The organism is Bacteroidota bacterium (assembly GCA_038746285.1).
In the GTDB taxonomy this organism is placed as follows: Bacteria; Bacteroidota; Rhodothermia; order Rhodothermales; family JANQRZ01; genus JANQRZ01.
Map to the genome: position 1 here is coordinate 20150 of JBCDKT010000021.1, position 24452 is coordinate 44601.

21 protein-coding genes are annotated in these 24452 nt (G+C 69.4%); 6 read left to right on the forward strand and 15 right to left on the reverse strand.

The features are described from left to right. Nucleotides 1-4 precede the first annotated feature (4 nt). The 3 genes from AAGI91_08660 to AAGI91_08670 are packed head-to-tail and all read left to right on the forward strand — an operon-like array spanning nt 5 to nt 2210. Nucleotides 5-1450 carry a DUF2851 family protein gene (locus AAGI91_08660; GenBank protein ID MEM1042685.1) on the forward strand — a complete coding sequence of 482 codons (1446 nt, stop codon included), beginning with the start codon at nt 5-7 and terminating at the stop codon, nt 1448-1450. Between the two features lie 39 nt (nt 1451-1489). Beyond that, on the forward strand, nt 1490-1837 hold the full coding sequence (locus AAGI91_08665; GenBank protein MEM1042686.1) for a four helix bundle protein: 348 nt from the start codon (nt 1490-1492) through the stop codon (nt 1835-1837). 52 nt (nt 1838-1889) lie between these two features. Continuing rightward, nucleotides 1890-2210, forward strand: coding sequence for an antibiotic biosynthesis monooxygenase (locus AAGI91_08670; GenBank protein MEM1042687.1), 321 nt, complete (start codon nt 1890-1892; stop codon nt 2208-2210). Here the strand turns inward: AAGI91_08670 and AAGI91_08675 are convergent. Continuing rightward, the gene (locus AAGI91_08675; protein MEM1042688.1) at nt 2194-4212 is read right to left on the reverse strand and encodes a TonB-dependent receptor; all 2019 of its coding nucleotides are present in this window, start codon (nt 4210-4212) and stop codon (nt 2194-2196) included. The genes AAGI91_08670 and AAGI91_08675 overlap by 17 nt on opposite strands. A 460-nt stretch (nt 4213-4672) precedes the next feature. Between AAGI91_08675 and AAGI91_08680 the strand changes: the two genes are divergently transcribed. After that, a complete protein-coding gene (locus AAGI91_08680) occupies nt 4673-8116 on the forward strand; it encodes a DUF4175 family protein (GenBank protein ID MEM1042689.1) in 3444 nt (1147 codons plus the stop codon). Between the two features lie 116 nt (nt 8117-8232). Further along, entirely contained in the window at nt 8233-9003 is a 771-nt protein-coding gene (locus AAGI91_08685; GenBank protein ID MEM1042690.1) for an IS5 family transposase, read from the forward strand. A gap of 45 nt (nt 9004-9048) precedes the next feature. Here AAGI91_08685 and AAGI91_08690 read toward each other — a convergent pair whose 3' ends face one another. The 5 genes from AAGI91_08690 to AAGI91_08710 form a co-directional block, all read right to left on the reverse strand. After that, nucleotides 9049-9336, reverse strand: coding sequence for a EutN/CcmL family microcompartment protein (locus tag AAGI91_08690; protein MEM1042691.1), 288 nt, complete (start codon nt 9334-9336; stop codon nt 9049-9051). Nucleotides 9337-9374: 38 nt separating this feature from the next. Then, on the reverse strand, nt 9375-9668 hold the full coding sequence (locus tag AAGI91_08695; protein MEM1042692.1) for a EutN/CcmL family microcompartment protein: 294 nt from the start codon (nt 9666-9668) through the stop codon (nt 9375-9377). Between the two features lie 44 nt (nt 9669-9712). After that, nucleotides 9713-10117, reverse strand: a complete 405-nt coding sequence (locus tag AAGI91_08700; protein ID MEM1042693.1) for a hotdog fold thioesterase — start codon at nt 10115-10117, stop codon at nt 9713-9715. Between the two features lie 206 nt (nt 10118-10323). Continuing rightward, nucleotides 10324-12264 carry an ATP-binding protein gene (locus AAGI91_08705; GenBank protein MEM1042694.1) on the reverse strand — a complete coding sequence of 647 codons (1941 nt, stop codon included), beginning with the start codon at nt 12262-12264 and terminating at the stop codon, nt 10324-10326. A gap of 188 nt (nt 12265-12452) precedes the next feature. Then, nucleotides 12453-12671, reverse strand: a complete 219-nt coding sequence (locus tag AAGI91_08710; GenBank protein ID MEM1042695.1) for a hypothetical protein — start codon at nt 12669-12671, stop codon at nt 12453-12455. Nucleotides 12672-13055: 384 nt separating this feature from the next. Here AAGI91_08710 and AAGI91_08715 point away from each other — a divergent pair, with 384 nt between their 5' ends. Beyond that, the gene (locus AAGI91_08715) at nt 13056-14438 is read left to right on the forward strand and encodes an aminotransferase class I/II-fold pyridoxal phosphate-dependent enzyme (protein MEM1042696.1); all 1383 of its coding nucleotides are present in this window, start codon (nt 13056-13058) and stop codon (nt 14436-14438) included. Here AAGI91_08715 and AAGI91_08720 read toward each other — a convergent pair. From AAGI91_08720 to AAGI91_08760, 9 genes are all read right to left on the reverse strand, one after another. Next, nucleotides 14435-15589, reverse strand: coding sequence for a phosphopentomutase (locus AAGI91_08720; GenBank protein ID MEM1042697.1), 1155 nt, complete (start codon nt 15587-15589; stop codon nt 14435-14437). The genes AAGI91_08715 and AAGI91_08720 overlap by 4 nt on opposite strands. Nucleotides 15590-15599: 10 nt before the next feature. Then, a complete protein-coding gene (locus AAGI91_08725; GenBank protein ID MEM1042698.1) occupies nt 15600-16874 on the reverse strand; it encodes a hypothetical protein in 1275 nt (424 codons plus the stop codon). A gap of 91 nt (nt 16875-16965) precedes the next feature. Beyond that, nucleotides 16966-18180, reverse strand: coding sequence for a KamA family radical SAM protein (locus tag AAGI91_08730; protein MEM1042699.1), 1215 nt, complete (start codon nt 18178-18180; stop codon nt 16966-16968). 49 nt (nt 18181-18229) lie between these two features. Further along, nucleotides 18230-18472, reverse strand: coding sequence for a hypothetical protein (locus tag AAGI91_08735; protein MEM1042700.1), 243 nt, complete (start codon nt 18470-18472; stop codon nt 18230-18232). A 33-nt stretch (nt 18473-18505) separates the two neighbouring features. Further along, a complete protein-coding gene (locus AAGI91_08740; GenBank protein ID MEM1042701.1) occupies nt 18506-19498 on the reverse strand; it encodes a D-alanine--D-alanine ligase in 993 nt (330 codons plus the stop codon). Then, entirely contained in the window at nt 19495-20391 is an 897-nt protein-coding gene (locus tag AAGI91_08745; protein MEM1042702.1) for a hypothetical protein, read from the reverse strand. Before AAGI91_08745 ends, AAGI91_08740 begins: the two co-directional genes overlap by 4 nt. Nucleotides 20392-20404: 13 nt before the next feature. Next, on the reverse strand, nt 20405-21244 hold the full coding sequence (locus AAGI91_08750) for a hypothetical protein (GenBank protein ID MEM1042703.1): 840 nt from the start codon (nt 21242-21244) through the stop codon (nt 20405-20407). 40 nt (nt 21245-21284) lie between these two features. Further along, the gene (locus AAGI91_08755; protein MEM1042704.1) at nt 21285-22106 is read right to left on the reverse strand and encodes a ribonucleotide-diphosphate reductase subunit beta; all 822 of its coding nucleotides are present in this window, start codon (nt 22104-22106) and stop codon (nt 21285-21287) included. Nucleotides 22107-22204: 98 nt separating this feature from the next. Next, on the reverse strand, nt 22205-24448 hold the full coding sequence (locus AAGI91_08760) for a T9SS type A sorting domain-containing protein (protein MEM1042705.1): 2244 nt from the start codon (nt 24446-24448) through the stop codon (nt 22205-22207). Between the last annotated feature and the right edge of the window lie 4 nt (nt 24449-24452).

The following is a 24452-nucleotide window of genomic DNA, read 5'->3' on the forward strand; positions in this document are numbered from 1 at the left end:
CGCCATGCCTGCCGTCCTCGAACCGCCGCCCGTCGCCTACCACGACGCCTCGGGCGACCTTCTCATCACGCTTCACGAGCCGGACGCGCGCGTCGAGCACGTCCCCGAGGCGGTCATCCAGGACCTCTGGCAGCACCTCCGCTTCCGCCACGCCGACCTCCGCACGTCCGAGAGCGTCCCGGTCGAGGTCTGGCACCCCGGCGCGCTCAACACCGACGCCGGACCGGACTTCTCCGGGGCGCGGCTCCGCATCGGCGACCTCGCGTGGTCGGGCGACGTGGAGGTACACCGCACCTCGGGCGAGTGGGTCCTGCACCGGCACGACGAGGACCCGCGCTACGACCGGGTCGTACTCCACGTCACGCTCGTCGCGGACCGCCACACGGGCCGCCTGCGCCGCAGCGACGGCACGGTGCTTCCCGAGGTCGTCCTCTACCCGCGCCTCCAGGACTCGCTCCGCGCCCTCCTCCACCGCTTCTACGCGACGCCGACGCGCGGCCTACCGTGCGCGGCCCACTGGCCGGACGCGCCCGAAGCGCTGCGCCGCGACCTGATCCGGGCCTACGGTCATGCGCGCCTCGCCGCCCGCCGCGACGCCCTCGCCGACGCGTTTCTGACTACCCCCGATCTCGACCAGCTCCTCTACGAGCGCACCCTCCGCGCCCTCGGCTACGCCAAGAACGCCGACCCGATGGAGCGCCTCGCCCGGCGCGTCCCGCTCCGCCGGCTCCGCACGCTCACCGACCTCCGCGACGCCGAGGCGCTGCTCTTCGGGGGGGCGGGGCTGCTGCCCGCCTCGGGGATCGAAGACCGGGAGACGGAGGCCTACGTGGACGGCCTGCGCGACCGCTTCGAGCGGCTGACGGCAGACGAGCCGGTCCGCCCGATGCTGGCGACGGCCTGGACCCGCGCCCGGCTCCGCGCGCCCAGCCTCCCGGCGCGTCGCATCGCCCAGGCCGCGGCGCTCGCTGCTCCCGGCGGCCTCCTTCACCGGGACCCTGTCGCCTACCTCGTCCACGCCCTGCAGTCCGAGCAGACGGCCGCCGCGCTCCGCCAAGCCCTCACCGGTGCCGCACCGTCCGCCTTCTGGACGACGCACGTCCGGCTCGACCGCCCCTGCAAACCGATGTCATCCTCCATCGGCCGGAGGCGGGCCGAGGCCATCCTCGTCAACGCCGTCTTCCCGGTCCTCCTGCTCTGGGCCGAGCAGACGGGCGACACGCCGCTCGAAGCCCGCGTGACGGATCTCTACCGGCAGCTCCCCGCCGCCAGCGACGAGGTCACGCGCCACTACGAGCGCCTCGGCACGAAGCCCGCGAACGCGCTCGAAGCCCAGGGGCTGCACCAGCTCTACCGCACCCGCTGCGCCGATGGCCGCTGCCTGGCGTGCTCGGTCGGGCAGTGGGTGCTTTCAGAGGACGGCAGACGGAGAACAGAGGACGGAGGATAGATGATGCGCAAAGCACTGAGGCATTTTTCAGAGTTGAGGATGTACCGAGCGGCTTTTGATCTCCAACGGAGTGTCTTCGAGCTAACGAAGCAGTTCCCCCGAGAGGAGCGGTATGCGCTGACCGATCAGGTGCGTCGCTCGTCGCGCTCCGTGGGTGCCAAAATCGCCGAGGCGTGGCACAAGCGACGCTACAAGGCCCACTTCGTCAGCAAGCTCTCCGACGCGGACGCCGAGCTCGCCGAGACCGAGCATTGGATACAGACCGCTCGGGACTGTGGCTACATCACAGCCGGCGAAGCTGCTGCTCTCGAAAGCCAAAGCCGGGGCGTGGGTCGGATGCTCGGAGCTGCCATGCGCGACGCCAGGAAATGGTGCCCGGCTCCGTAACTTGTTCAGCCTTCGTCTGTCTTCTGTCCTCCGTCCCCTGTCCTCTGAACCCGTGCTCATCCGCACCGTCCGCATGACCTTCCGCCCGGATGCCGTCGAGGACTTCCTGGCGATGTTCGACGGGGTCGCGCCGCAGATCCGGGCCGTCCGTGGGTGCCGGTATCTCGAACTGTGGCGGGACGCGCGCTTCCCGAACATCCTCACCACCTACAGCCACTGGGAGAGCGCCGACGCGCTCGACGCCTACCGGCAGAGCGACCTCTTCCGCTCGACCTGGGCGACGACCAAGCAGTGGTTCGCCGCCCCGACGGTCGCGCACAGCCAGCACGTCCAGGCCGAACCGATTGAACCCGCGGCTACAGCGCCAGCTTGAGCCCGGCCTGCAGCGCCCGCCCCGGCCCCGGCAGGCCGAGCTGGGGCAGCACGACCGCGTCGGTGAGGTTGTTGACGCGCGCGAAGACCTCGGCGGAGACGGCGCGCACCGAGAGCCGGTATCCGACCCGCAGGTTGAGCACGAGCGACGGGTCGAGCCGGACGAAGCGGCCCCGGTCGGCCGAGTAGGCCACGCCGGTGTAGACGGCCTCGGCCGTCGCGCCCAGGCCGCGCCCCGAGGTGTAGGTCGCCGCGAGGCGGCCGATGGCTTCGGGCTTCTCGGAAAGGCGCGTGCCGGTGCCGTCCTCCTCGAAGCCGCGCACGTCCATCACCGTCAAGTGCCCGTCGAGCCGAACCCGCGCGAGCGGCCGCACGGCACCCGCGACCTCGACTCCGAGAATCCGGCTGCGGCCCAGGTTGACGCGCTGCCGGAACTCGGTACCCTCGAGGACCACGTCGCGCTGGTCGATCGTGTCGTCGGTAGCGTTGACGAAGAGGGTAGCCTCGCCCGAGACCACCTCGCCCTCGTGGCGCACGCCGGCCTCGGCGAGAAGGGACGACTCGGGGCGGAGGTCGGGGTTGAGCGCGAAGCGGCCGAGGCCGTCGTCGAGGAGTTCGCGCGGCGTCGGGAAGCGGGTCTTCCGGCCGGAGGCGGCGCGCAGGCTCCAGGCTGCACTGAGCCGGTAGACCGAGCCTGCCGTCAGCCCGTAGTCGACGAGCGGATCGCGCTCGGGCGCGTCGTCCGTGGCCGGCGTCGAGAGCCAGTCGAGGCTCGCGCCGCCGGTGAGCGTGAGGCGAGGGAGCGGGCTGCCTTCGGCCTCGACGCCGAAGCTGCCCGTCGTCTGGTCGAACCGGCGGCGCGGCGCGCGCTCCCCGCCCTCGAGGTCCACGTCGCGCTGCCGGTGGGTCGAGCCGAGGACGCTCGCGGCGAGGCGGAGCGTGACCGGCGCGAACCGGTGCTCCAGCGTGCCCCGCGTCCCGAGCGTCAGGTCCTCGTCCTCCTGGCGCTCGCGGAGGTCGGCGTAGGCCACGCCGCCGAACTGGTCGATCTCCTGCCGGAACCGGCTCCCCCAGACGGACCCGCGAAAAGACGTGCGCGGCCCGATCTGGTTCTCCGATTTGAGGATCGCCATCGACATGCGCCAGGTCGGGTAGCGCCAGAAGCGGACGCGGCGCTCGTCGGGGTCGCGGTGGCCTTCGGGCGCGATACCCTTCTCGCTGTCCACATGCAGCACCGACAGGCCGATCCGGGCGGCGGGCGACGGCTCGAACGCGAACCGGGCGAACCCGTTGGCGAGGCGGTAGTCGGTGTTGGTGCGGACGCCGCCCGCGGGCTGACTGAAAATGAGTCCTGCCTCGGCGAGGTCGCCCGGCACCGCGAAGCCGTCGCGGCGAGCGTAGCTCCCGGCGGCGACCCACGAGAACGGGCCACGCCGGCCGAGGTGCGTCGCCGTCCCCTGGCCGAAGCCTTCCGACCCGCTCTGGCCGGTGACCTCGGTGAAGAGCCCCTCGCCGCCGAGGCCGCGCGAGGTCATGTTGACGGCCCCGCCAAGCACGTTCGCGCCCCACAGCACCGACGGCACTCCCTTCGCCACCGTCACGCCGCCGATGACGCTCGCCGGGAGGAGCGAGAGGTCGATGCGGTTGTCCCACGGGATGTTGAGCAGGGCACCGTCGAAGAACAGCGCGACCTGCCGCTCGCCGGCGGCGCGGAGGTAGACGAGCGTTTCGCCGCGCGAGTTGGTCTGGACGTGCGCCGCGGGGACGAGCCGTGCGAGGTCCGACACGCTCGGCGCGTCGAGGCGGTCGATGGCGGCGACCGGGATGCGCTGGAGCGTCGAGGGCGACGCCGGGCGCTCCGCCACCCTGCCGCCGACTACGACCTCGCCGAGGTCATACTCCCGCAGCGAGTCCGCCGGGGCCTGGGCGAAGGCGGCTGCGCTCGTTACCAGAAGGACACACCCTATCCACCATGCGCAACAGTTAGTCGGTACGGGAAGCACAGGCAGAGCGATAGGGAGTCGGTGAGAACGGGCTGGGCGGACGGCGCAAAAACTGTGCGCGGCCTTCGTCACAAACGCGGGGGCGTCCACGCTTCAACCCCCGACACTCGTCATCCCCGCGAAGGCGGGGACCCACAGGCGAAGCAGCCGGTGGATCCCGGATCAGGGTCCGGGATGACTGTCATTCAAGGAGTGGAAGTCATCGAGCACAGCGTCAGCGGAGAAACGGCCTCGTCGGTTGTGCGAATGCCATTCTCTACCAGCTAAACGAGAGAGACAGCGTTGAGAGTACCCGAGAACAGAGCCGGGTGCACACCCAAAGCCGGGGGCGCAAAGCTACGCCTGACTCAACGCCGCCCCGGGGCAATCTCGTGTCCCAACGCACGTTCTGCTGCTGCTCGCCTTCGTTGTATGTTCGCCTCTTCTATTCCTCAGTCGCCAGCCGCCGCTCGTCACCCCCATGAGTGAGCACAGCCGACAGCTTCTCGACGCCCTGCGCGTGCGTCTCGCGCACGCCCGCCGCCGCGTGCTTGGGGCCGACCTCCTCTTCGGGCTCGCTCTCACGCTCGGCGTCCTCGCCGCCGCGCTCGGCCTCGGGGCGGCGCTCGAAGCCGGGTTGTGGATGGGGACGGCGGCGCGGCTGCTGTTCTACGTCGCCTTCCTCCTCGCGGCGCTCGGCCTTGTCGGGGCGTTCGTCGTCCGGCCGCTCCTGGTGTATTTCGGGGTGCTGCCCGGCCTCGGGGACGAGGCCCTCGCCGCGCGCATCGGGAAGCGCTTTCCCGAAGTCTCGGACCGGCTGACGAACCTCCTCGACCTCGCGGGCGGGCGCGCGACCGACGCCCCGGCCCCGCTCCTCGACGGGGCCGTGCAGGCCCTCGGGCGCGCCATCGAGCCGGTCCCCATCGAACGCGTCGAGGACACGCGCCCGGCCAAGCGGACCGCTCCGTTCGCCGCCGTGCCGCTGATGGGCCTCGCCCTCTTCGGCCTCTTCGCCCCGGCAACGTTCACCGGGGCCGTTCAGCGCCTCTTCTCCCCGACCGAGACGTTCGCGCCGCCCGCGCCGTTCAGCCTCGTCGTCGCACCGGGCGACACCGAGATCGTGCGCGGGACCGACCTCACGGTCGAGGTCCGGGCGCGGGGCCGGGCCGTCCCGCGCGAGGCGACGCTCTGGCTCGGCCGCGTGGGCGAAGAGCGCGCCGACCGGGTCCGCCTCCTCGCCGACTCGTCGGGCACCTTCCGGCATATGGTCACGAACGTCCGCGAGTCGGTCCGCTACCGCGTCGAGGCCGCGCCGGTGGAGACCGACTGGTTCACGGCGACGGTCGTGGCGCGCCCGACGGTGCAGGCGCTGAGCGTCACCGCGACGCCGCCGCGCTACACCCGCCTCGCGCCACAGCGCCTCGCCCCGAACGTCGGCGACGTGATCGGGCTGCCGGGGACCGAGGTCGCGCTCTCCGCCCGCATCGGCGGCGTCGCCATCGACTCGGCGCGCGTGGTCTTTGATGATGGGACCTCGGTGCGCCTCGACCTCGACGGCGAGGCGGCGACGGGCAGCTTCCGGCTGCGCCGCGAGGGGACCTACCGCCTCGTCCTCCACGGCACGAACGGCTTCACGAACGCCGACCCGATCTCGTACACCCTCCAGCTCCTCTCCGACGCCGCCCCGCAAATCCGCCTCCTCGAACCCGGCGCGGACGTGGACCTGAACGAGGCACTCCAAACGAGGGTCGCGGCGCAGATCACCGACGACTTCGGCTTCGCCCGGCTCCGGCTCTTCTGGCGCGCGGACGAGTCCGGTTTTGAGGCCGAGGACGCCCCGGACTTCGCCCCCATCGACCTCCCCATCGCTGAGCCGCGCCTGCTCGACCAGGACGTGGCCTACCCGTGGCTCCTCCGCAGCGTCGCGCCCGGCCTCGCGCCCGGCGACGTGGTCGAGTACTACCTGCAAGTCTGGGACAACGACGCCGTCGCGGGCTACAAGTCGGCCCGCACGCCGACCTTCACGCTCCGCTTCCCGTCGCTCGCCGAGCAGTACGACCAGCTCGACGAGACCGGCGGCGACACCGAGGAGGGCCTGGAAGAGCTACGCCGCGACGCCGACGAGACGCGCGAGCAGTTCGAGGAGCTGCGCGACGAGCTGCGCCGCAAGCAGGACGCCGACTGGGAGGACCGCCGCCAGCTCGACAACCTCATGGAGCGCCAGCAGAACCTCGACGAGCAGATCGAGCAGGGGGCCGAGCAGATGCAGGAGCTCCTCGACCAGATGCGCGAGAACGACCTCGTCTCCGAGGAGACGCTGCGGCAGTACGAGGAGATGCAGCGCGTCATGGAGGAGGTCGCCACGCCCGAGTTGATGGAGGCGCTCCAGAAGCTCCAGGAGGCGATGGAGAACCTCGACCTCCCGCAGATGATGGAGGCAATGGAGGACTTCGAGTTCAACGAGGAGCAGTTCCGCGAGCGGATCGAGCGCGCGCTCGACCTCCTCGAAAAGCTCCAGGCCGCACAGAAGCTCGACGAGGCCGCGAAGCGCGCCGAGGCCCTCGCCGAGCAGGAGGAAGCCTTGCGGGAGCAGACCGGGACGCTCCAGGAGCAGCAGGAGAACGGCGACCTGAGCGCCGAGGAGTCGCAGGCCGAGCAGGACCGCCTCGCCGAGGAGCAGCAGCGCGCCCAGGAGGAGGCCGCGGCGCTGGAGCAGCTGATGAAGGAGGTCCAGGAGCAGCTAGAGGGGATGAAGAACGCGCCCCAGGACGCGCAGGAGCAGATGCAGGAGGCCGCCGAGCAGATGCAAGAGATGCAGGAGCAGATGCAGGAGAACCAGCAGCAGTTGCAGCAGAACCAGCTCCAGGACGCGCAGGAGGGCCAGCAGCAGATGCAGCAGCAGATGCAGCAGATGAGCCAGCAGATGCAGAGCATGCAGCAGCAGATGTCCGGCCAGCAGCAGCAGGTCAACCTCGCCGGCCTCCGCCGCGTCCTCGACGACGTGCTCACGCTCTCCTACGAGCAGGAGTCGCTCCGCGCCGAGACCGCCGGCCAGCGCGCCGACAGCCCGACGCTCCGGCCGAGCGCCTCGCAGCAGGTCGAACTCTCGGCCGGCCTCGCTACGGTCAGCGACTCGCTCCGCAGCCTCGCCCGCGAGGTCCCGCAGATGGACGTCGAGATCCAGAAGCGCGCCGGCGAGGCGCTCCGCGAAATGGGCGCGTCGGTTTCCGAACTCACCGAGCGCCGCGTCCCGCAGGCCGCCGGGCACCAGAAGGCGTCGATGACCTCGCTGAACGACCTCGCGCTGCTGCTCTCGGACCTGATGGATCAGATGCAGAACCCGAGCCAGGGCCAGGGGCAGGGCTCGCCCTCGATGCAGCAGATGATGCAGCAGCTCCAGCAGATGTCCGGCCAGCAGCAGCAGCTCAACCAGCAGATCCAGCAGATGCTGAACGACCGCCAGGGCGAGCGCCTGTCGCAGGACCAGCAGGGCCGGATGCAGCAGCTACGCCAGCAGCAGGAAGCGCTCCGGCAGCAGCTCGAAGAGATGGCCCAGAACCCGAACCTCGACAGCCAGGGCCGGAGCCAGCTCCAGCGCATCGCCGAGGAGATGGAGGAGGCCGCCCGCCGGATGCAGGACGGGCGGATCGACCGCGAACTCCGCGAGCGGCAAGAGAACATCCTCACCCGCCTCCTCGAAGCGCGCGAGTCGATCAACCAGCGCGGCAAGAAGCGTGAGCGCAAGAGCCAGACCGGCCAGGACCGCCCGCCCGACGCCCCCGACGCGCTCCCCGAGCAGGACGAGATCGACCGCCTCCGCCGCGACCTGATCCGGGCGCTCGAGAGCGGCTACGCGCCGGACTACCAGGAGCTCATCAAGCGCTACTTCGACCTCCTCCAGCAGCGCAACAGCTCAGGCTCGTGACGCGCGAGCGGGCTCAGAAGCTGTTTGGGGAACGGCTGAGTTGAAGCTGCGAGCGTCCGTCAGCGTCTGACGAGGCCTACCTCACCAGACGCCCGGATCCATGCGCTCACGACGCTATGGCTCCGACCGGCGAGGCGAGATCGCCCGCCACGGACGCTCAGTGGGAAGTTATCGCTCCACGGTTCACAGGTCGCAGACCCGCCAAGCACCACCCTCGACGCATCCTCGACGCGTTGCTCTACCTCGCCAGGACGGGCTGCCAGTGGCGCTACCTCCCCGACTCCTACCCGCCCTGGCAGACCGTCTACTACCACCTCCGGCAGTGGATCGCAAAGGGCTGGTTGACCGGCACCGTCCATCATCTGCGTCGCCTCGTCCGCCGGAGGGCCGACCGCGACGCGAGCCCGTCGGCCGCTATCATTGACAGCCCGTCGGTCAAGACGATCTGCCACGGTAGCGAGCGCGGCTTCGACAGCGGCAAGCGCGTCAAGGGCCGCAAGCGACACATCCTCACCGACACGCTCGGACTTCTGCTCGGCGTGCTCGTCCATGAGGCTGGCGGCAACGATAGTCAGTACGCACCGCACCTGCTCGACCGCGTCCAGGGGGAGGTGCCGCGCTTGGAGGTCATCTTCGCTGACCAGGGCTACCGCTACACGCCTGCGGGGCTGATCTGGCGTGTGTTCGGGTGGTTGTGGCGCATCGTGGAGCGCGAGCCGGGTCAGCGTGGATTTGTGGTCTTGCAGAAGCGGTGGGTGGTCGAGCGGACGTTCGCGTGGCTCGGCAACTACCGCCGCTTGTCGAGGGACTACGAGGTGTTACCAGCCGTAAGTGAGGCTATGATTCAGCTGAGCGCCGTCCGGCTTATGGTTCGGCGTCTCGCGTAGCTTCACCAAACAGCTTCTGAGAACACCAGTGCTGCAACAACTCGATCAGGCATCTCTGGACTCTTGCAGGTTCACCTCGTCCACGACGCCGACAATCGTAGCGTCGGTGGCGGTGAGGTCATTCGGGGGGCGGAACGGAATGGCGGCCTCGGCGCTCGTGACGTAGATCACGCGGTCGCCCGGCCCGGCGTCCACGGTGTCGAGCGCGGCGATGGCGCTGCCCTTCGGGGTGCCGTCGAAGCGGAGCGGCTGGACGAGCAGCATCCGCTTGCCCTCCAGCGACGGGTCCTTCCGCGTCGCCCACACGCTCCCGATGACGTGACCGAGTTTCATTCGCTGATTCGCTGAATGAGTGATTGGCTGATTGTGGTTCAGCCGCTGAGCGCGGCGACCGCCTCTTCGTCTACGTCGAGTCGGTCGACGATCGCCATGATGACGGCGTCGACGGGCTTGCCCTGGGTCAGCTCGGTCTGCCGCCCGCTGGAGCCCTGGGCGACGAGCACGACCTCGCCGACGCCCGCCCCGACGGAGTCCACGGCGACGACAAAGTTCGCCTTCTCCTCCAGGTCCAGCCCGACTTCGCGGACGATCTGAAACGTCATGCCGACGGTCTGCTCGTCCTTGCGCGTGGCCCAGACGGTGCCGATGACTTTGCCGAGCAGCATGTGTCGAGTGAAGAGTTACGAGTGTCGAATGGCGAGTGGGCAGGTTAGCGCTCGCCTGCAGGAACGAGGGCGAGGGTGCAGCGGCTGACGCAGACGAGCTTGCCGGCCTCGTCGGCGATGCGGACCTGCCAGACCTGCGTGGTGCGGCCCGCGTGGAGGCGCTCGCCGACGGCGCGGAGCGTGCCGGTCTGCACCGGCCGGATGTGGTTCGCGTTGATCTCCAGGCCGAAGGCTACCTTCTCCGGCAGGACGCTCGCCGTGCCGCCGACGCTCGCGACGGTCTCGGCCAGGACCACGCTCGCACCGCCGTGGAGATAGCCGAGCGGCTGGTGGTGGTCCGGCGTCACGGGCATCGTCGCCACCACACGTTCGGCCTCGATCTGCTCGAAGGCGATGCCGAGCACGTCGGCGAGGCCGGCGGTGCCGGAGAACGATTCGGGAACTGGCATGGGCGGGGCGGTGGCGGACGCCGGAAGGTACGCCTGTGCGGTGAGACGGTGGACGGTGAGACGGTTAGCGCGAAGCGCGAGGGTCTCAGTAGTTTTCCCGGCTTTTCTTTCCACTCCTCTCACTCCTCTCACTCCTCTCACTCCTCTCACTCCTCTCACTCCTCTCACTCCTCTCACTCCTCTCACTCCTCCCACTCCTCCCAACCTCAGACCGGCGCGCCCAGCCTCTCGGCGTTCCCTACGGGCGGTCTAGCGGCCGTGTCCAGGTGCGGCAGCCGGACGGTGAACGTGGAGCCGGTGCCCTTCGCGCTCTGGACCTCGATCGTCCCGCCCATCAGGTCCACGAGACGCTTCGTGATGGCGAGGCCGAGGCCGGTGCCCTCGTGCGAGCGCTCCATGCCGGTCGACTCCTGCTTGAAGCTGTCGAATAGCTGCGGCAGGAACGCTTCGCTGATGCCGATGCCGGTGTCGCTGACGCGGAGCACGGCGGCGTCCGGCTCGTCGTCGACCTCGGCGACGACCTCGCCTTGCTTCGTGAACTTGATGGCGTTGCCGATCAGGTTGACGCAGATGCGGTGGAGGCAGTCGGGGTCGGCCGAGGCCCAGACGCCGGGCGTCGCCTCGAAGAGCGCGAGGCGGAGGCCTTTGCCAAGCGCGAGGGGCCGGAGCACGCTGATCGCGTCGGCCACCTCGTCGGCCACCTCGACCGGCTCGGGCTGCGGGTGCAGCGCCCCGGCCTCGATCCGCGCCATGTCCAGCACCGAGTTGATCGTGCCGAGCAGGCGGATGCCGGCCCGGCCCATCGTCTCGACCATCTCCCGGTGCTCGCCTTCGAGTTCGCCGGTGAGCACCTGCGCCGAGCCGATGATCCCCGTCAGCGGCGTGCGGATCTCGTGGCTCATGTTGGCGAGGAAGTTGGACTTCAGCCGGCTCACCTCCTCGGCCTGCTCCTTCGCGCGGATCAGCTCCGCCTCGAAGAGCTTCTGCTGCGTCATGTCTTTGGCCAGGCACACGATGCCCTGCACCTCGCCCTCGTCCCCGGTCATCGCGGCGGCCGAGAACGCGACGGGCAACTCGGCCCCTTCGCGCTGCTGGAGTACGGTCTCGCGGTTGCCCGAGTGGCCGCGCCGCAGCACGTCGCCGAGCAGGGTGTCCGTCTCCACAACCCCGCCGGCAAAGACGAACCCGAGGGGACGCCCGATGAGCATCTCCTTCTCGTAGCCCAGCGTGTCCACGACGGCGTCGTTCACCATCTGGATGAATCCGTCCTCGGAGACCACGAAGAGCGGGTCTGCCATCGAGTGGAGGATGGTGTCGAGGTAATGCTTCGAGACCGTCGTCTGGCTGAGCGCCTCGGCCATCGTGTTGAAGGCCCCGGTGAGCGCGCCGACCTCGTCGTCCGAGCGCACGTCGAGCTGGAAGTCGAGGTCGCCGCGCCCGATCCGCTCGGTGGCTTTCATGAGCGAGAGGATGGGCGCGGAGATCGAGTTGGCGATGAGGATGCCGAGGACGAGTGTCATCCCGATGGTGAGCAGCACCGCGACGAAGAGCATGCGGTCGGCGCGGGCGAGGTGGGCGCGGACCGCCTCGGTCTCGGTCTTGAAGGCGAGGTCCACGCGGTTCCGGTACTGCGTCAGCGGCGGCAGCATCGCCTTCTGGACGTGCGGGGTGACGGTCTCGGCGAGGAACGCCCGGGCCTGACTAGGCCGCTGGGTGGTGAGGTCGATCAGCCGCTCGGCGTGCTGCTGGTAGGTGCTGAAGCCGAGGCCGAGTTCGTCGATCCACGCGAGGCGGTCGCTGGCCTCGTCGAGGTCCTCCCCGCGGCCCCATGCCTCGGCGCGGGCGCGCGTCGCGGAGACCACGGATCGCCCCTGCGCGAGCTGCTGCTCGAACCGGAGGAGCGCCGTGCGGAGCGCCTTCGCCGAGACCTCGCTGCGCCGCGCCACCAGTTCCCCTGCCAGCGCCTGGCTCTCCCGCAGGGCCAGCGTCATTTCGATGGCGTGGTTCGTCTCCGAGGCCGCCCCCTCGCTGAGCTGGAGCACGCCGTACTCCACCCGGCTGTTCATCACTTGTGCCACATATCCCACACACCCCACGAGTAGGGCAACGAGTGCGAATCCGAGAAGGAGCTTTTGGTAGAGTTTCATCGGTGGTCGTTTGGCTGGGTCGCGCTCCTCGGGCTGCGCCAGCGCCCGCCGCTCAGGAGCGCCGCCGGCAGTTCTGTGGCGATGCGTTTGGTCAAGCCAGCACGACGACCCGCAGGGATATTAAAGAGAGACCGGCGGGGTAGGAAGGAACCACCGGGGGGTAAAAAATGCCTCCCGGCTTCCAGGCTCTAGTCGGTCATCCGCCGGTCCCACCACACGAGCATTCCCTCTTCCGAGCGGCCGAGCGGTGCTCCGGCATCGCAGTACTCGGTCCAGAGCATCGTGCGAATCTGCGCCGTATAGGCAGGTTCACCGTCGGTCAGGCGTAGAATCCGGCTGGTCATGCGCACTCGGCTAGACTCGGCGGCGGACGGTTCAAAGGCGGAAAGGGCGGCGGAGTCGGGCATGGAGTCGGGAAGCTGGTTCATTGTCGAGAGGCGGATCCCTAATTCCATGCCAGTCCCTCGATTTGTCTCGACGGACAGGCTGTTTTAGTCGACGAAAACGACATGCTGCTCGACAGACGCCGGAATCTGGCGCAGTGCGTTACACTTTTGCCGGCGCATGATACCTTCTGTACCATCGTTATGCAACCCAAAAAAGACGGATCCGCTAAGTGCTTGTTTAACCAACTTATGAAATGGATACGCACAATATTTATTGCGCAAGGGATCTTTTTGCGCCATAATGTGCGTTTATCCACAAGCATCTGCTACTCTCTAGGTCGCCAACCAGGAATGTCCCAGCAGGGCTCAACGGGACATCCCTGCCCACCCCCACCTCCTGGTCCTATGAGCAACTCCAGCATCACGGGCGGCACTGCGCCGTTCGAACACGAGGATATTGAACATCTCGACTTGAGTGAGATGATGCAGCGGGCAAAGCCCATGCACCTCACCGACCGGGCCAAGTTCTTCTCAGCATGGATCCGCGGGCTCCACCAGCGCGGTGGCAGTCTCCACCTCCGCCCCATCGGCTCGGTCACCGACCGCATCACGACGGTCGGAAACCACCACACGGATGCGATGCATCCGATGCTGATGTTCGGCTCGAACTCGTACCTCGGGCTGATGTCGCACCCCTACGTGCGGCAGAAGATGAAAGATGCTATCGACGAATACGGTGTCGGCGTCAGTGGATCACCCCTGCTCAACGGGCGCGGCGCGCTCCACATCGAACTCGAAGAGCGGATCGCGGCGCTCAAAGGCACCGAGGACGCGCTCCTCTTCCAGAGCGGCTACGGGGCCAACGTGGGGATGCTCTCGCTCCTCGCCGGCCGCCACGACTACATTCTCTCCGACAAGCTCGGCCACGCGTCGTTCCGGGATGGCATGAAGATGAGCGACGCGCGCACTCGCACGTTTGCGCACAACGACGTAGAGGACTTGGAGCGCGTGCTCGACCGCCTCGCCGACCGCACCGGCGAAGCCTTCGTCGGCGTCGAGGGCGTCTACTCGATGGACGGCGACATGGCACCGCTCGACGCTATCGCCCCGATCTGCCGCAAGCACGGCGCGTTCCTGATCGTCGACGACGCGCATGGTACCGGCGTCACCGGGCCGGGCGGCAGCGGCAGCGCCTCCCACTTCGGCGTCACGGACGAGGTGGACATCATCATGAGCACGTTCTCGAAGACGTTCGGCGTGACCGGCGCGGCGGTCTGCACGACCCGCCCCATCGCGGACTGGATGCGCTACTACGCGCGCAGCTACGTCTTCTCCTCGTCCCTCCCGCCAGCCTCTGTCGCCGCTGTCCTCGGCGGCCTCGACGTGATGGAGCGCGAGCCGGAGCGCGTCGAGCGCCTGCACCACCTGATGGCCTACATGGCGCGCGGCCTGCGTCAGATCGGGTTCAGCCTGCCCGAGCCGGAGTCCGCCATCATCGCGCTGCGCACGCCGGAAGGGCTCCCCATCCGCGAAGCGATCGTCGAGCTGAACCAGAAGGGCGTCTTCCTGAACTCCATCGAGTACCCGGCGGTACCGCCCCACGAGGAGCGCTTCCGCATTAGCCTGATGGCGACACATACGGAGGGCGACATCGACCGCTTCCTGGAGATTTTCGCCCCGGTGTGGGACAAGTACGCCCCGGCGGAGCACCGGCTGAGCCGCTCCGGCCCGGCCAACCTCCCGCTGTCCGGCGACGGCCAAGCAGGACCCGAGCCCAATCTCTCCTAGACAAAGGACTGGCCCGCGCAGGTGAACGCTGCCCCGAAGTGGGCGGCGACGCTTGCCGCATGGTCGGCGAAGGTAGCACGGAGTCCGAGGTCTCGGCTCCCCCTTCCCCTCTCCCAGAGCAGGAGCGGGACGTACTCGCGGGTGTGGTCGGTGCCGGGAAAGCACGGGTCGTTGCCGTGGTCGGCGGTGAGGACGAGCCGGGCGGCGTCAGGCAGCGCGTCCATCAGCGCGGGCAGCGCCCGGTCGAAGGCTTCGAGGGCGCGGGCGAACCCGGCGGGATCGTTGCGGTGCCCGTAATGCTGGTCGAAGTCGACGAGGTTGGTCCAGACGAAGGTGCGCGCTGTGCCGGAGCGGATCGCGTCGAGCGTGCGCGCGACCCCTTCGCTGTTGTTCTCGGTCTCGACGACCTCGTCGAAGCCCACGTCGCCGAACAGGTCGCCGATCTTGCCGACGGCGACAGTGCGGACCCCGTTGCCTTGCAGCGCCTCCTGCACCGTGAGGCCGGACGGCGCGAGCGAGAAGTCCTTGCGCTCGGCCGAGACACGCTCCCACGCGCCGGCCTCGCCCACGAACGGGCGGGCGATGACGCGCCCGACGGCGTGCTCGCCGACGCAGACCTCGGTGCGCGCCGTGCGGCAGAGGGCGTAGAGTTGCTCCAGCGGGAGCACGTCTTTGTGCGCCGCCACCTGGAAGACGCTGTCGGCGGAGGTGTAGAGGACTGGGTGCCCGGTGCGCCGGTGTGCCTCGCCGAACGCGTCGATGACGGCAGTGCCGGAGGCAGGCTTGTTCGCCAGCACGCCCGCACACCCCGTCGCCTCCAGAAACCGCGCGACGAGGTCGGGCGGAAAGCCGCCAGGGTAGGTTGGGAACGGCTCGGCGAGGTGGAGGCCTGACAATTCCCAGTGGCCCGTCGTGGAGTCCTTGCCGGCCGAGACCTCAGTCATGCGGCCGAACGAAGCGAGCGGCTGGTCGGCGGGCGGGACCCCGCTCAGCGGGGCGATGCAGCCGAGGCCGAGTTGGGCGAGGTTAGGTAAGTCGGGGCGAGCCTCCGCGCAGACGTGGCCGAGGGTGTGGCTCCCGGCATCCCCGTAGCGCTCGGCGTCGGGCTGCGCGCCGATGCCCACCCCGTCGAGCACGATCGTCACGAACATTCAGACGCCGTCAGCCGATTACGTGATGCTCCTCGGCCGCGAGGGCTTCCTGGAGCGCGTTGGCAGCGTCGGCGCGGAGCGCGTCGGCGTCGCGGTGCTGCGGCGTGAGGCGGGCGATGCCCGTCACGAGCGGCAGCCCCTCGGCGCCGGCGCGGGCGCGGACGCGGGCGGCCCAGGCCTCGATGCCTTCGTCTGCCTGGGCGAGAAACACCCCGGCCATGAGTTCGCCGAAGCGCTCGACGCGAGCGCCGCGGCTCACGTCTTCGAGGTGGCGCAGTAGCACGCGCTCGGCCTCAGCCACGGCCTCCGGCCCCTGCTGGTCGACGCGCTCGGCGTCGGACTGGTAGACGAGTGCGAGCGCGAGCGGGCGCTCCAGGTCGCGGGCGCGCCCCATCTCCTCGGCGATGATCGAGCGGCGGGTGGGGACCGCGGAGGGCGCGGCCTCCTCCGGCTCGGCGAGCATCGCCCCGAGCAACCCGGCGTACTGCGTGAGCAGCCCGCGCTGGCGCTCGGTAAAGCCCTTGTGGTCCGGCCCGAGGTCCGCCACGAGGTGTACCGGGCCATCGTCGAGGTCGCAGACGGGGAGGACAGCGCTGCCGCCGAGCGGGACGGGGCGTCTGTAGTGCGGCATCGCGCGCAGCAGCGGGTCGTCGGCACCGAGCACCGTCAGCGACGGCGAGGGGAGGATCGCATCGAGGAACGCGTTGCCTGCCGGGAAGCGCCCGTCGCGCCGGGCGGCCGGGTTGTGCGAGAGGGCCGCTTCGAGTGTCGTGCCGGAGGCATCGGTCGAGAAGAGGGCGACGGTCTGGACGTCGGTGGCGGCCCAGAGCGCGCGCAGGAGCGACGTGATGGCCGTCGGCGAGTGGGTGCGCCAGAACGGCGAGTCCTCGCGCGCGTCGAGCACAGGCGGCGGTGCCGTTTCGGGCCGGCGGGCCGGGGGACGCCGCTCCGGGAGGGGGCCGTCCTCGGGCGTCGCGGCTGCCCCGCCGGAGACCTCGACCTCCTCGGCCGGTTCGCTGTCCGGCTCCGCGGCCGGCGGGGCCTGGCCTTTAGGCCGGATGTTCGAGATGCCGAGCGAGCGCATTTCCTCCTCGCGCGTGGGAATCGATGCCTCCCGCTGCTGGGCCGCAGCCCGGCGGCGGCGGCGGCGGCCGGCCAGAACGAGAAGGGTGAGGAGCGCGAGTGCGAGGAGGGCGGTGCCGATGCCCAGAAGCCAGACGTTGTCCATCAGGTACCCCAGCGTGGCCGCGATCACAGCGAGCGCAGGGGTAAATACCCGGGCCATAGTGCGTTGCGCTGACCGTGCGTAGAAAGAGAGGAGATGCCAGAATCTACCGGTGCCCCCGCTCAAAGTCAACTGAAGCCCTAACCTCTATCTATACCGCCTCGGCATAGCCCTCGGGCACCGGCACGAACGTCGGCGCGCCCGTCGGGAGCGTGGCGATGCCAGGCGGTAGGTCGATGGCGGGCAGCGCGAGCGCCGGAGTCTCATCGCCGATTGGGTTCGGCTCGGCCCAGAGGTCGCCGCGCGTGCTTTCGAGCACGACGTGGTCGCCTGCCCGCCCGCGCACGTAGTCCCGCGTCAGCGGCACCTTGCCGAAGGGCGTGTCGAGGACGTAGGTCGGCACGGCGAAGCCGGAGGTATGGCCGCGCAGGCCGCGCATGAGCGCCATCCCGGTCTCGATGGGCGTGCGGAACGCGGCGGTCCCGCCGATGAGTTGGGCCTGGTAGACGTAGTACGGCCGCACCCGCATCGCCACGAGCCCTTCGACGAGCGCTTTCATCGTGGCGAGGTCGTCGTTGATGCCGCGCATGAGCACGCTCTGGTTGCCGACCGGCACGCCGGCCTCGGCGAGTCGGGCGCACGCTTCGGCGGCCTCGGGGGTGAGTTCCTTCGGGTGGTTGAAGTGGGTGTTGAGCCAGACCGGGTGGTGCTCGCGGAGGAGGTCGCACAGGTCGGCGGTGATGCGGAACGGGAGCGTCACCGGCAGCCGCGAGCCGAGGCGGATGACCTCGATGTGCGGGATCGCCCGGAGCCGGCCGAGCAGCCAGCCGAGGTTTTTCTCGTTGAAGACCAGCGGGTCGCCGCCGGTCAGGAGCACGTCCCGGATCTCAGGGTGCGCCGCGAGGTAGTCGATCGCCGTGCCGAGTTCGTCCTTTCGCATCATGAAGTCCGCGTCGCCGACCATCCGCTTGCGGAGGCAGTAACGGCAGTAGATGGCGCACTCGGCGGTGACGCAGAACGCGACGCGGTCGCGGTAGTTGTGGATCAGGTTCTTGACCGGCGAGTGCTCGACCTCGCCGAGCGGGTCTGCCACGCCGACGATGTCCGGGGCCATCTCGCTCATCTTCGGAACGACCTGACGCCGCACGGGGCAGTCGGGGTCGAGCGGGTCCATCAGGCTCGCGTAGTAGGGCGTGATGTTCCAGCGGAAGATGTCGCGCGTCGCCTCGACTGCCTCCAGTTCGTCGTCGGTCGGGCAGACGTACTGCCGGAGCGAAGCCTCGTCGTGGATGCGGTGGCGCATCTGCCAGCGCCAATCGGTCCAGCGCCGCGTGTCGAGTGTCGGATGTCGAGTCTCGGGGAGCATCGGGCGAAATCTGTAGGGGCGAACGGCGTTCGCCCGCGCCGGGTCTGCGTCAAGGCTGGCCGTCCATGTTGGGGTAGCGCCGGAAGGCCTGCAGCACGGCCGGCGCGCGTGTCGTCTCGAAGGCCTCGCCGCAGCGTCCGCACCGGAAGGTAATCTCCCGGGGCTGCGCCGAGATGCCATTGAAGAAGTTGAGCCACCCGCCGAGGCCGTAGCGCATGTCGGGCCGGGCGAAGTGGTGGTAGCGGTCGTGCCCGCACCGGCAGGTCGGGCGCTGAGTCGGGGTCGTGCTCATAGTCTAGCCTACGCCGCAAGAGATAGCTGGATTCTACCCGACGCCGAGCCGCCGCAGCCCGCGCCCGAGCACGCCCGCGAGGAAGTCGGGGTAGGCCTGACCGGCGAGATCGGCGATGATGGCGAACGTGCCGTCCGGGGCGAAGGTCGGAAGCGGGTTGATCTCGATGAACCACGGCTCCCCGCCAGGGTCCACGCGGAAATCGAGGCGGGCAAAGTCGAGGCACTCGAGGGCGTCGTAGACGCGGAGCGAGAGATCGTGGAGGCGCGCTTCGAGGTCCGCGTCGAGCGCGCCGAGGTCGTAGTCAAACGGGGCCGAGGGGTCGTCGTAGCGCTCCAGGGCGTGGAGCCCGATGCCGGTCCGGCGCTCCGTCGCCCGCTGCATCGCCGGCAGCGCCTCGCCCGGATTGCCGACGACGGCGACCGTGAACTCACTGCCCTCGACAAACCGCTCGACGAGCACGTCTTGCCGGTAAAGCCGCACCTGGCGCCCGACCTCGGCGCGGAGCGCGTCCGCGTCGTCGCACCGGCTCGACAGCGCGATGCCCTTCGCGGTCCCCTCGTAGCGCGGCTTGGCGAAGACCGGAAACGGCGGCAGGTCCGCCTCGCCGATCTCGGCGGCGCTCGCCACGACCCGCCAGTCGGGCGTCGGCACGGCGGCGGCGCGGGCGAGGGTTTTGGTGAGCGCCTTGTCGAGCGAGACGGAGAGCGTGAGGGCGTCGGAGCCGAGGCAGGGGACGCCGGCCAGTTCGAGCAGGACCGGCGCGTGGGCCTCGCGGTTGCGGCTTCCGTAGCTCTCAGCGATGGTGACGGCCGCGTCGAGATCGGGTAGCCCCTCTCCCATCGCCCGCAGCAGTGCCCGCGCCGAGCCGACGCGGACCGGCCTGTGCCCGAGCGCCCGCACGGCGGCTTCGAGCGCGGCGACCGTAGCCTCGGGTTCGTACTCGGCGTCCCAGTCCGGCGGCGCGTCCGGCGGCGGTGCCGCGTCGCCGAAGCGGTCGAAGACGAGGCCGACGCGAAGGCTCATGAGCGCGTGCGCCGCCGCTCCGCTGCTCCCGTGCGCTCCTCTTCGTCCGGCAGCGCGTCGAGGTCGAGTTGTGGCTCGCTGGCGCGAGCCCGCTGCCCGACTGGTGCGCTCTCCTGGTCCGTCTCAGTGTGCTGGCCCGCCGCGCTGCTCCGCGCAGCGTCCTGAAACACCTGTCCGATGTCTGAAGCGATTTCCTTTAGCCCGCTCATCTTTTTCTCGCGCCACCCTTTGTCTAATCGGGTGACGACCGGTGCACCCGCCCCGGTCATGACGCCCGTAATCCCGAGCAGCGTGAGGAAGAACATGGCCGTGCTGCCGGTGGCTTTGAGGGCGAAGGCCGCGGCGATGACGCCAAGCACGAGGCCAATCACCGCCGCGTAGGCGATCCCCTCGACCTTCGGCGAGGCCGTCCCGACACGCTGCGAGAGAAGCAGCCGCAGCCCGCCCTCGCGCTCGCTCACCGAGATGAGTGTCTGCACGCCGAGGCTGCTCGTGTGCGACCACTCGTGCGCCCGCCCGACCCGCTGCACGTCGCCGGAGGTGCCTTGTCCATACATCGAGCCGCCGCTCAGCCCGAAGCGCTGCCGCAGCAGGTTGACCGTGTCTTCCCACGCCTCAGGCGTGAACGGCGCGTCGATCCGGCGCTCCACGACGACGTGCGTGTCCGTCCGTGTCTCGGTCTCGGCGGCGTTCCGGCGGCCAGTGCGGACCTCGTCGGCGGCGCGGCGGAGGTAGTCTGGCTCGAGACCGACTTCGGCACCGAGGCGTTCGAGGTCCGTGAGGGTGAGGCCGTGCTCGCGGGCCTCGCGACGCTCGGCGTCCTCAGCCTGCTGCTCGGAAGCGCGGCGGACGATCTCGCGGACCTCGTCCTCGGTGAAGCGGCGGTCGGGCATGGAGTGGGTGGCGTCAGGAGCGCGTGCGCGTGCGCTCGGTAGTGCCCGCCGCGTCGCTTGCGTCGGGCAGGGCGTCGAGATCGATCCGTGCCGCCGGAGCCTTTTCCCGATTGGCCTCCGAGGGCGCGGAGATCGTCGCAGGCGCGGCACTCCGGGCAACGAGTTCGAGCCGGTCGAGGACGCCGTCGAATTCCTCTGTCTGCTTTCCGTTCCAGTAGCCGAGCCAGCCGCGCGTGACGCCGGCGAAGCCGAGCGCCATGCTCACCATCATCGCAGCCGGGACCCATAAGTCTGGGTTGTCACCGGCGACAAAGAGGACGAAAAACATGATAGCCGTCGCCGCGCTGACACCGGCCGCGATGCCGAATCCTTTCGCCGTCTCCCGGACGGACTTGCGGAGCGTGGCCCGCGTCGTGCCCTCGCCGGTCGGCTCCAGGGTGAGCCGCATCGCGGTGCCGGTGTTGCTGCTCGTGCGCTTGACGGCCGTCCACTCGCGCATCTCGCCGATCTGCCCGATGCTCCCGTCGTCGTCGAACGTGCGCCGGACCTCGGCAACCATCTGCGCCCACGCCTCGTCGGAGACCGGCCCCGGCAGGATCCGCGTGCGCTCGACCTCGGTCGGTGCGCCGAGAAACGTGGGCACGTCCCTCGGCGGCGCGGCGACCAGCTCGCGGGCCGCCGCCGCGACGTGCGCCGGGTCGATGCCGGAGGCGGCCCCGATCTCCTGCAACTCGGCGAGCGTGAGCTGGTCCCGGCTCGCGGCCTCGGCGCGCTGCGCCTCTTCCTGCCGCTTCGCCGCCCGCTCGAAGATGGCGTGCAGTTCGTCCTGGCTGTAGCGTCGCTCGTCGGTCATGCCTATCGCGCTGAACTGCGCCAAACTACGACCGGGCCTCTCAGGCGGCGACGCGCTCCAGCACGGCCTGCCGCTTGCCGAGCTGCGTCGAGGCGAACATCAGCAGGTCGGTCGCGGTCAGGCCGAACGGGTCCGTCTCGCCGCCGTAGGGCGCGAAGTAGTCGCCGAGCGTCCCGACGACGAGGTCGAAGAGCGCCTCGGCCTCGGCCTCCATCACCTCGCGCAGCGCCGCGTCGCGCCCGAAGGCGTCGCCGAGCACGTCGAGGCCGAAGGCGACGTGGCGGGCCTCGTCGCGCTGCACAAGCCGGATACCCTCGACGAGGCCGGGCATGATGCCTCGGCTCTCGAAGATCTCGTAGAAGCCGTGGTAGCCCGTCTCGGCGAGCATGCCCTCGATGAAGACGTGGTATGTGGTGACCGCGCGGACGATCGCCCGGTCGGAGCCGTCGCTGAGTACGGCGTCGAGGCGCTGAGGCAGGACGCGCTCGAAGAGTTCGGCGTGCGAGGGGCCGGTGTAGGCGTCGAGGTCTACGTCGCCCGCGACCTCGGTGAGCCAGCGGCGGAAGAACTCGGCGTGCTTGGTCTCCTCCCAGATCTGCGAGGCGAGGAACGCGCACGCTGCGTCCTGGCCGGGGCGGCGGCGGAGGGCGACGAAGAGCGGGGCGAGGTCCGAGGCGACGGCCTCTTCGCCGCCGAGGAACAGCGCGCAGGCGCGGATGGTCGCGTCGCGCTCGGCCGCGGTGAGGCCCTCCCAGTCGTGGATGTCCTGGTCGAGGTCAATGTGCTGTGGGTTCCAGGCGAGCTTCTTAGCTTTCTGGTAGCGCCGCCAGTGGCCGGCGCTGGAGGAGGGCTCGATCTGCATAGCGTTCCGTGGTATGTCCGAGGCATAACATACGCCGACCGGACCCAGAACGCAGCGGCGGCCCCGAAAACGCGCCGCCGCTGCGCTGGCCGTGCTTGTCAGCGCAGCCGGGTGATCTGCTGCGTCCGCACCTGCTCGCCGGCCTCCAGCCGCACCAGGTACACGCCCGCCGCCAGGTCCGTCGCGTCGAAGCTCGCCGCGTGCCGCCCCGCCTCCATCTCGCTGTCGGCGAGCACGGCCACAGTGCGCCCGAGCACGTCGTAGACGGCGAGGCGCACCGCCGCCGCCTCCGGCAGCGCGAAGCCGACCGTCGCCCGCCGGGCGAACGGGTTCGGGTAGGCCGGGGCGAGCGCCACCTTGTCCGGTAACGTCGTACTGGACGCTTCCACATCTGCCGCAGAGCTTGCCGCGGCGGCGAGGGCGTCCAGGCTACCGGTCTGCCAGTCGGCGAGCGTCATCGCACCGCCGCGCGCGGCCGCCGCCAGCTTCTCGAACCCTACCGCCGCCTGCGCCACGACCACGTCCGGGAAGGTGCCCAGCCGCACGAGCGCCGTGTAATCGCCCTCGGGTGCCCGCGCCGGAACGTTCCCTTGCAGCATTACCGGACCGACGTTCGCCCCGGCCGGAAGCGTGATCGCGCGCGGTCCGTCGACCGGGCCAAACACGTTGCCGTTCGGCAGCAGCGCCACCACCCAGGCGTCGACCGCCTGCGCCGCCGCGCCTTCGTTGGCGAGGCGCAAGTTGTAGCTGAGCGTTCCGCCCTCGGCCGCAATCGTGACCGGCTCGCCCATCGCGCCGGCGCGCGCTTCGAGGCCGTCCGAGACGCGCTCGAAGGCCCCGATGTCCACGCCGAGGCCGTCCACGCGCGGGTTGCCGGCGAAGTCGAGCGAGAGCGGCTCGTTCGTGTTGCCGTCGCCGTCGAGGTCGGCGGTGTCGTCGGGGAGCATGGTCTGGTTGCCCTCGTCGACGGCGGGCGAGGCGGCGAGGAGCGTGAGGTCGTCGTCGAGCGTGCCGGCGATGCCGTCGGGCCCGTCAGCATCTGTGAAGAGCGGATCGGCGACGAAGTTACCGCCTTCGTTGACGATCTCCCCCTCCCGGATACCTTGCCCAGTCTCGACGCCTTGAACGAGGCTACTGCGGAAAGTGCCTTCCGCGCCCCGGTCCGAGAGAAAGACTCCGGGCCCGCGCTCTGCTTCGTTGTCCCAAAAGATGACGTTGTCGTAGAAGGACTGCGTCGAACTGTCTATCGTGTTCCCATTCGCTGCGACCCCGCCACCGTCCGAGGCGCTATTGCCGTAGAACGTGACGTTTGAGAACGAAGCCCTCACGCCGCCACTGCCTGGTACGTCCAGATATACGCCGCCACCGATCCCATTAATTCCGTTAGCCTCGTTGCCAGAAAAGAGGGCATTCACGAAGAGAGGCTGTATTCCCCCCCCACCTCGTATGTAGACTGCGCCGCCCGTATCTGCGCTGTTGCCATAGAAATGCACGTTGGTAAACGAAGGGGCTGGCTCTCCCTCCGAGAAGCCGCCATTTAGGTAGGCGGCTCCCCCGTTCCTAGACGCGGTGTTGCCTAGAAACACTACGTCGATAAACGAGAGTTGGAACAGGACTCCTGAGCTAGCACGGACGGCGCCGCCTCCGTCCTGATTGCCCATCCCCGATGCTCTGTTCCCCGCGAAGACCACATCTTCGAGAACGGGTCGCTCGAAAACAAACGTACTGGAGGAGAAGTCGGCTGCTCCACCCTCGTCTGCGCTGTTGCCAGCGAAGACAAGCTGGCTCAGCCGGATCACACAGCTTTCCCCGTCTATGGTAGATCTATAGAGAAGTCCACCCCCTGCCCCACCTACGGCATTCCCTCCTCGGATCGTGAAGCCGTCGAAGACGACCGTGACCTCTGGTTGGTCACGTGTGCAGTCCGTGACATCGGTCATGCGCACGACGTGAAAGCTGTTCTCGTCGTTGCCCACGAAGTCGGGACCGTCGTTCCCAGCGAGGTCGCCCGAGAGCACGGTCTCGAAGAGGTCAGGGTCACGCTGCATGGGCGTGCCGCCGCCAGTCGGAAAACCGCCGAAGATGTTCACGCGGCTCGGGATGACAAAAGATTCCTCGCGGTCCCCAGTGCTGCTTGGCGTGTAGGTACCCTCGGCAACGGCGATTTCGTCACCGCTGGCGGCAACGGAGAGGGCGTCCTGGAGGTCGGTGAAGGCGTCGGCCCACGAGGAACCGTCGCCCGCTCCGGTTGCGCTCTGGTCCACGAAGATCGTGGGCTGCCCCAGGGTAGGCGACGCGAGAAGTCCGAGAGTGAGTGCGATGATGGAGCAGAGTCGGTACATGACA

Bases quoted from the DNA above. Each gene is read 5' to 3' on its own strand.
- AAGI91_08660 (MEM1042685.1), top strand. From the start codon at position 5: ATGCCTGCCGTCCTCGAACCGCCGCCCGTCGCCTACCACGACGCCTCG.
- AAGI91_08665 (MEM1042686.1), top strand. From the start codon at position 1,490: ATGTACCGAGCGGCTTTTGATCTCCAACGGAGTGTCTTCGAGCTAACG.
- AAGI91_08680 (MEM1042689.1), top strand. From the start codon at position 4,673: ATGAGTGAGCACAGCCGACAGCTTCTCGACGCCCTGCGCGTGCGTCTC.
- AAGI91_08685 (MEM1042690.1), top strand. From the start codon at position 8,233: ATGGCTCCGACCGGCGAGGCGAGATCGCCCGCCACGGACGCTCAGTGG.
- AAGI91_08690 (MEM1042691.1), bottom strand. From the start codon at position 9,336: ATGAAACTCGGTCACGTCATCGGGAGCGTGTGGGCGACGCGGAAGGAC.
- AAGI91_08695 (MEM1042692.1), bottom strand. From the start codon at position 9,668: ATGCTGCTCGGCAAAGTCATCGGCACCGTCTGGGCCACGCGCAAGGAC.
- AAGI91_08700 (MEM1042693.1), bottom strand. From the start codon at position 10,117: ATGCCAGTTCCCGAATCGTTCTCCGGCACCGCCGGCCTCGCCGACGTG.
- AAGI91_08705 (MEM1042694.1), bottom strand. From the start codon at position 12,264: ATGAAACTCTACCAAAAGCTCCTTCTCGGATTCGCACTCGTTGCCCTA.
- AAGI91_08710 (MEM1042695.1), bottom strand. From the start codon at position 12,671: ATGCCCGACTCCGCCGCCCTTTCCGCCTTTGAACCGTCCGCCGCCGAG.
- AAGI91_08715 (MEM1042696.1), top strand. From the start codon at position 13,056: ATGAGCAACTCCAGCATCACGGGCGGCACTGCGCCGTTCGAACACGAG.
- AAGI91_08720 (MEM1042697.1), bottom strand. From the start codon at position 15,589: ATGTTCGTGACGATCGTGCTCGACGGGGTGGGCATCGGCGCGCAGCCC.
- AAGI91_08725 (MEM1042698.1), bottom strand. From the start codon at position 16,874: ATGGCCCGGGTATTTACCCCTGCGCTCGCTGTGATCGCGGCCACGCTG.
- AAGI91_08730 (MEM1042699.1), bottom strand. From the start codon at position 18,180: ATGCTCCCCGAGACTCGACATCCGACACTCGACACGCGGCGCTGGACC.
- AAGI91_08735 (MEM1042700.1), bottom strand. From the start codon at position 18,472: ATGAGCACGACCCCGACTCAGCGCCCGACCTGCCGGTGCGGGCACGAC.
- AAGI91_08740 (MEM1042701.1), bottom strand. From the start codon at position 19,498: ATGAGCCTTCGCGTCGGCCTCGTCTTCGACCGCTTCGGCGACGCGGCA.
- AAGI91_08745 (MEM1042702.1), bottom strand. From the start codon at position 20,391: ATGCCCGACCGCCGCTTCACCGAGGACGAGGTCCGCGAGATCGTCCGC.
- AAGI91_08750 (MEM1042703.1), bottom strand. From the start codon at position 21,244: ATGACCGACGAGCGACGCTACAGCCAGGACGAACTGCACGCCATCTTC.
- AAGI91_08755 (MEM1042704.1), bottom strand. From the start codon at position 22,106: ATGCAGATCGAGCCCTCCTCCAGCGCCGGCCACTGGCGGCGCTACCAG.
- AAGI91_08760 (MEM1042705.1), bottom strand. From the start codon at position 24,448: ATGTACCGACTCTGCTCCATCATCGCACTCACTCTCGGACTTCTCGCG.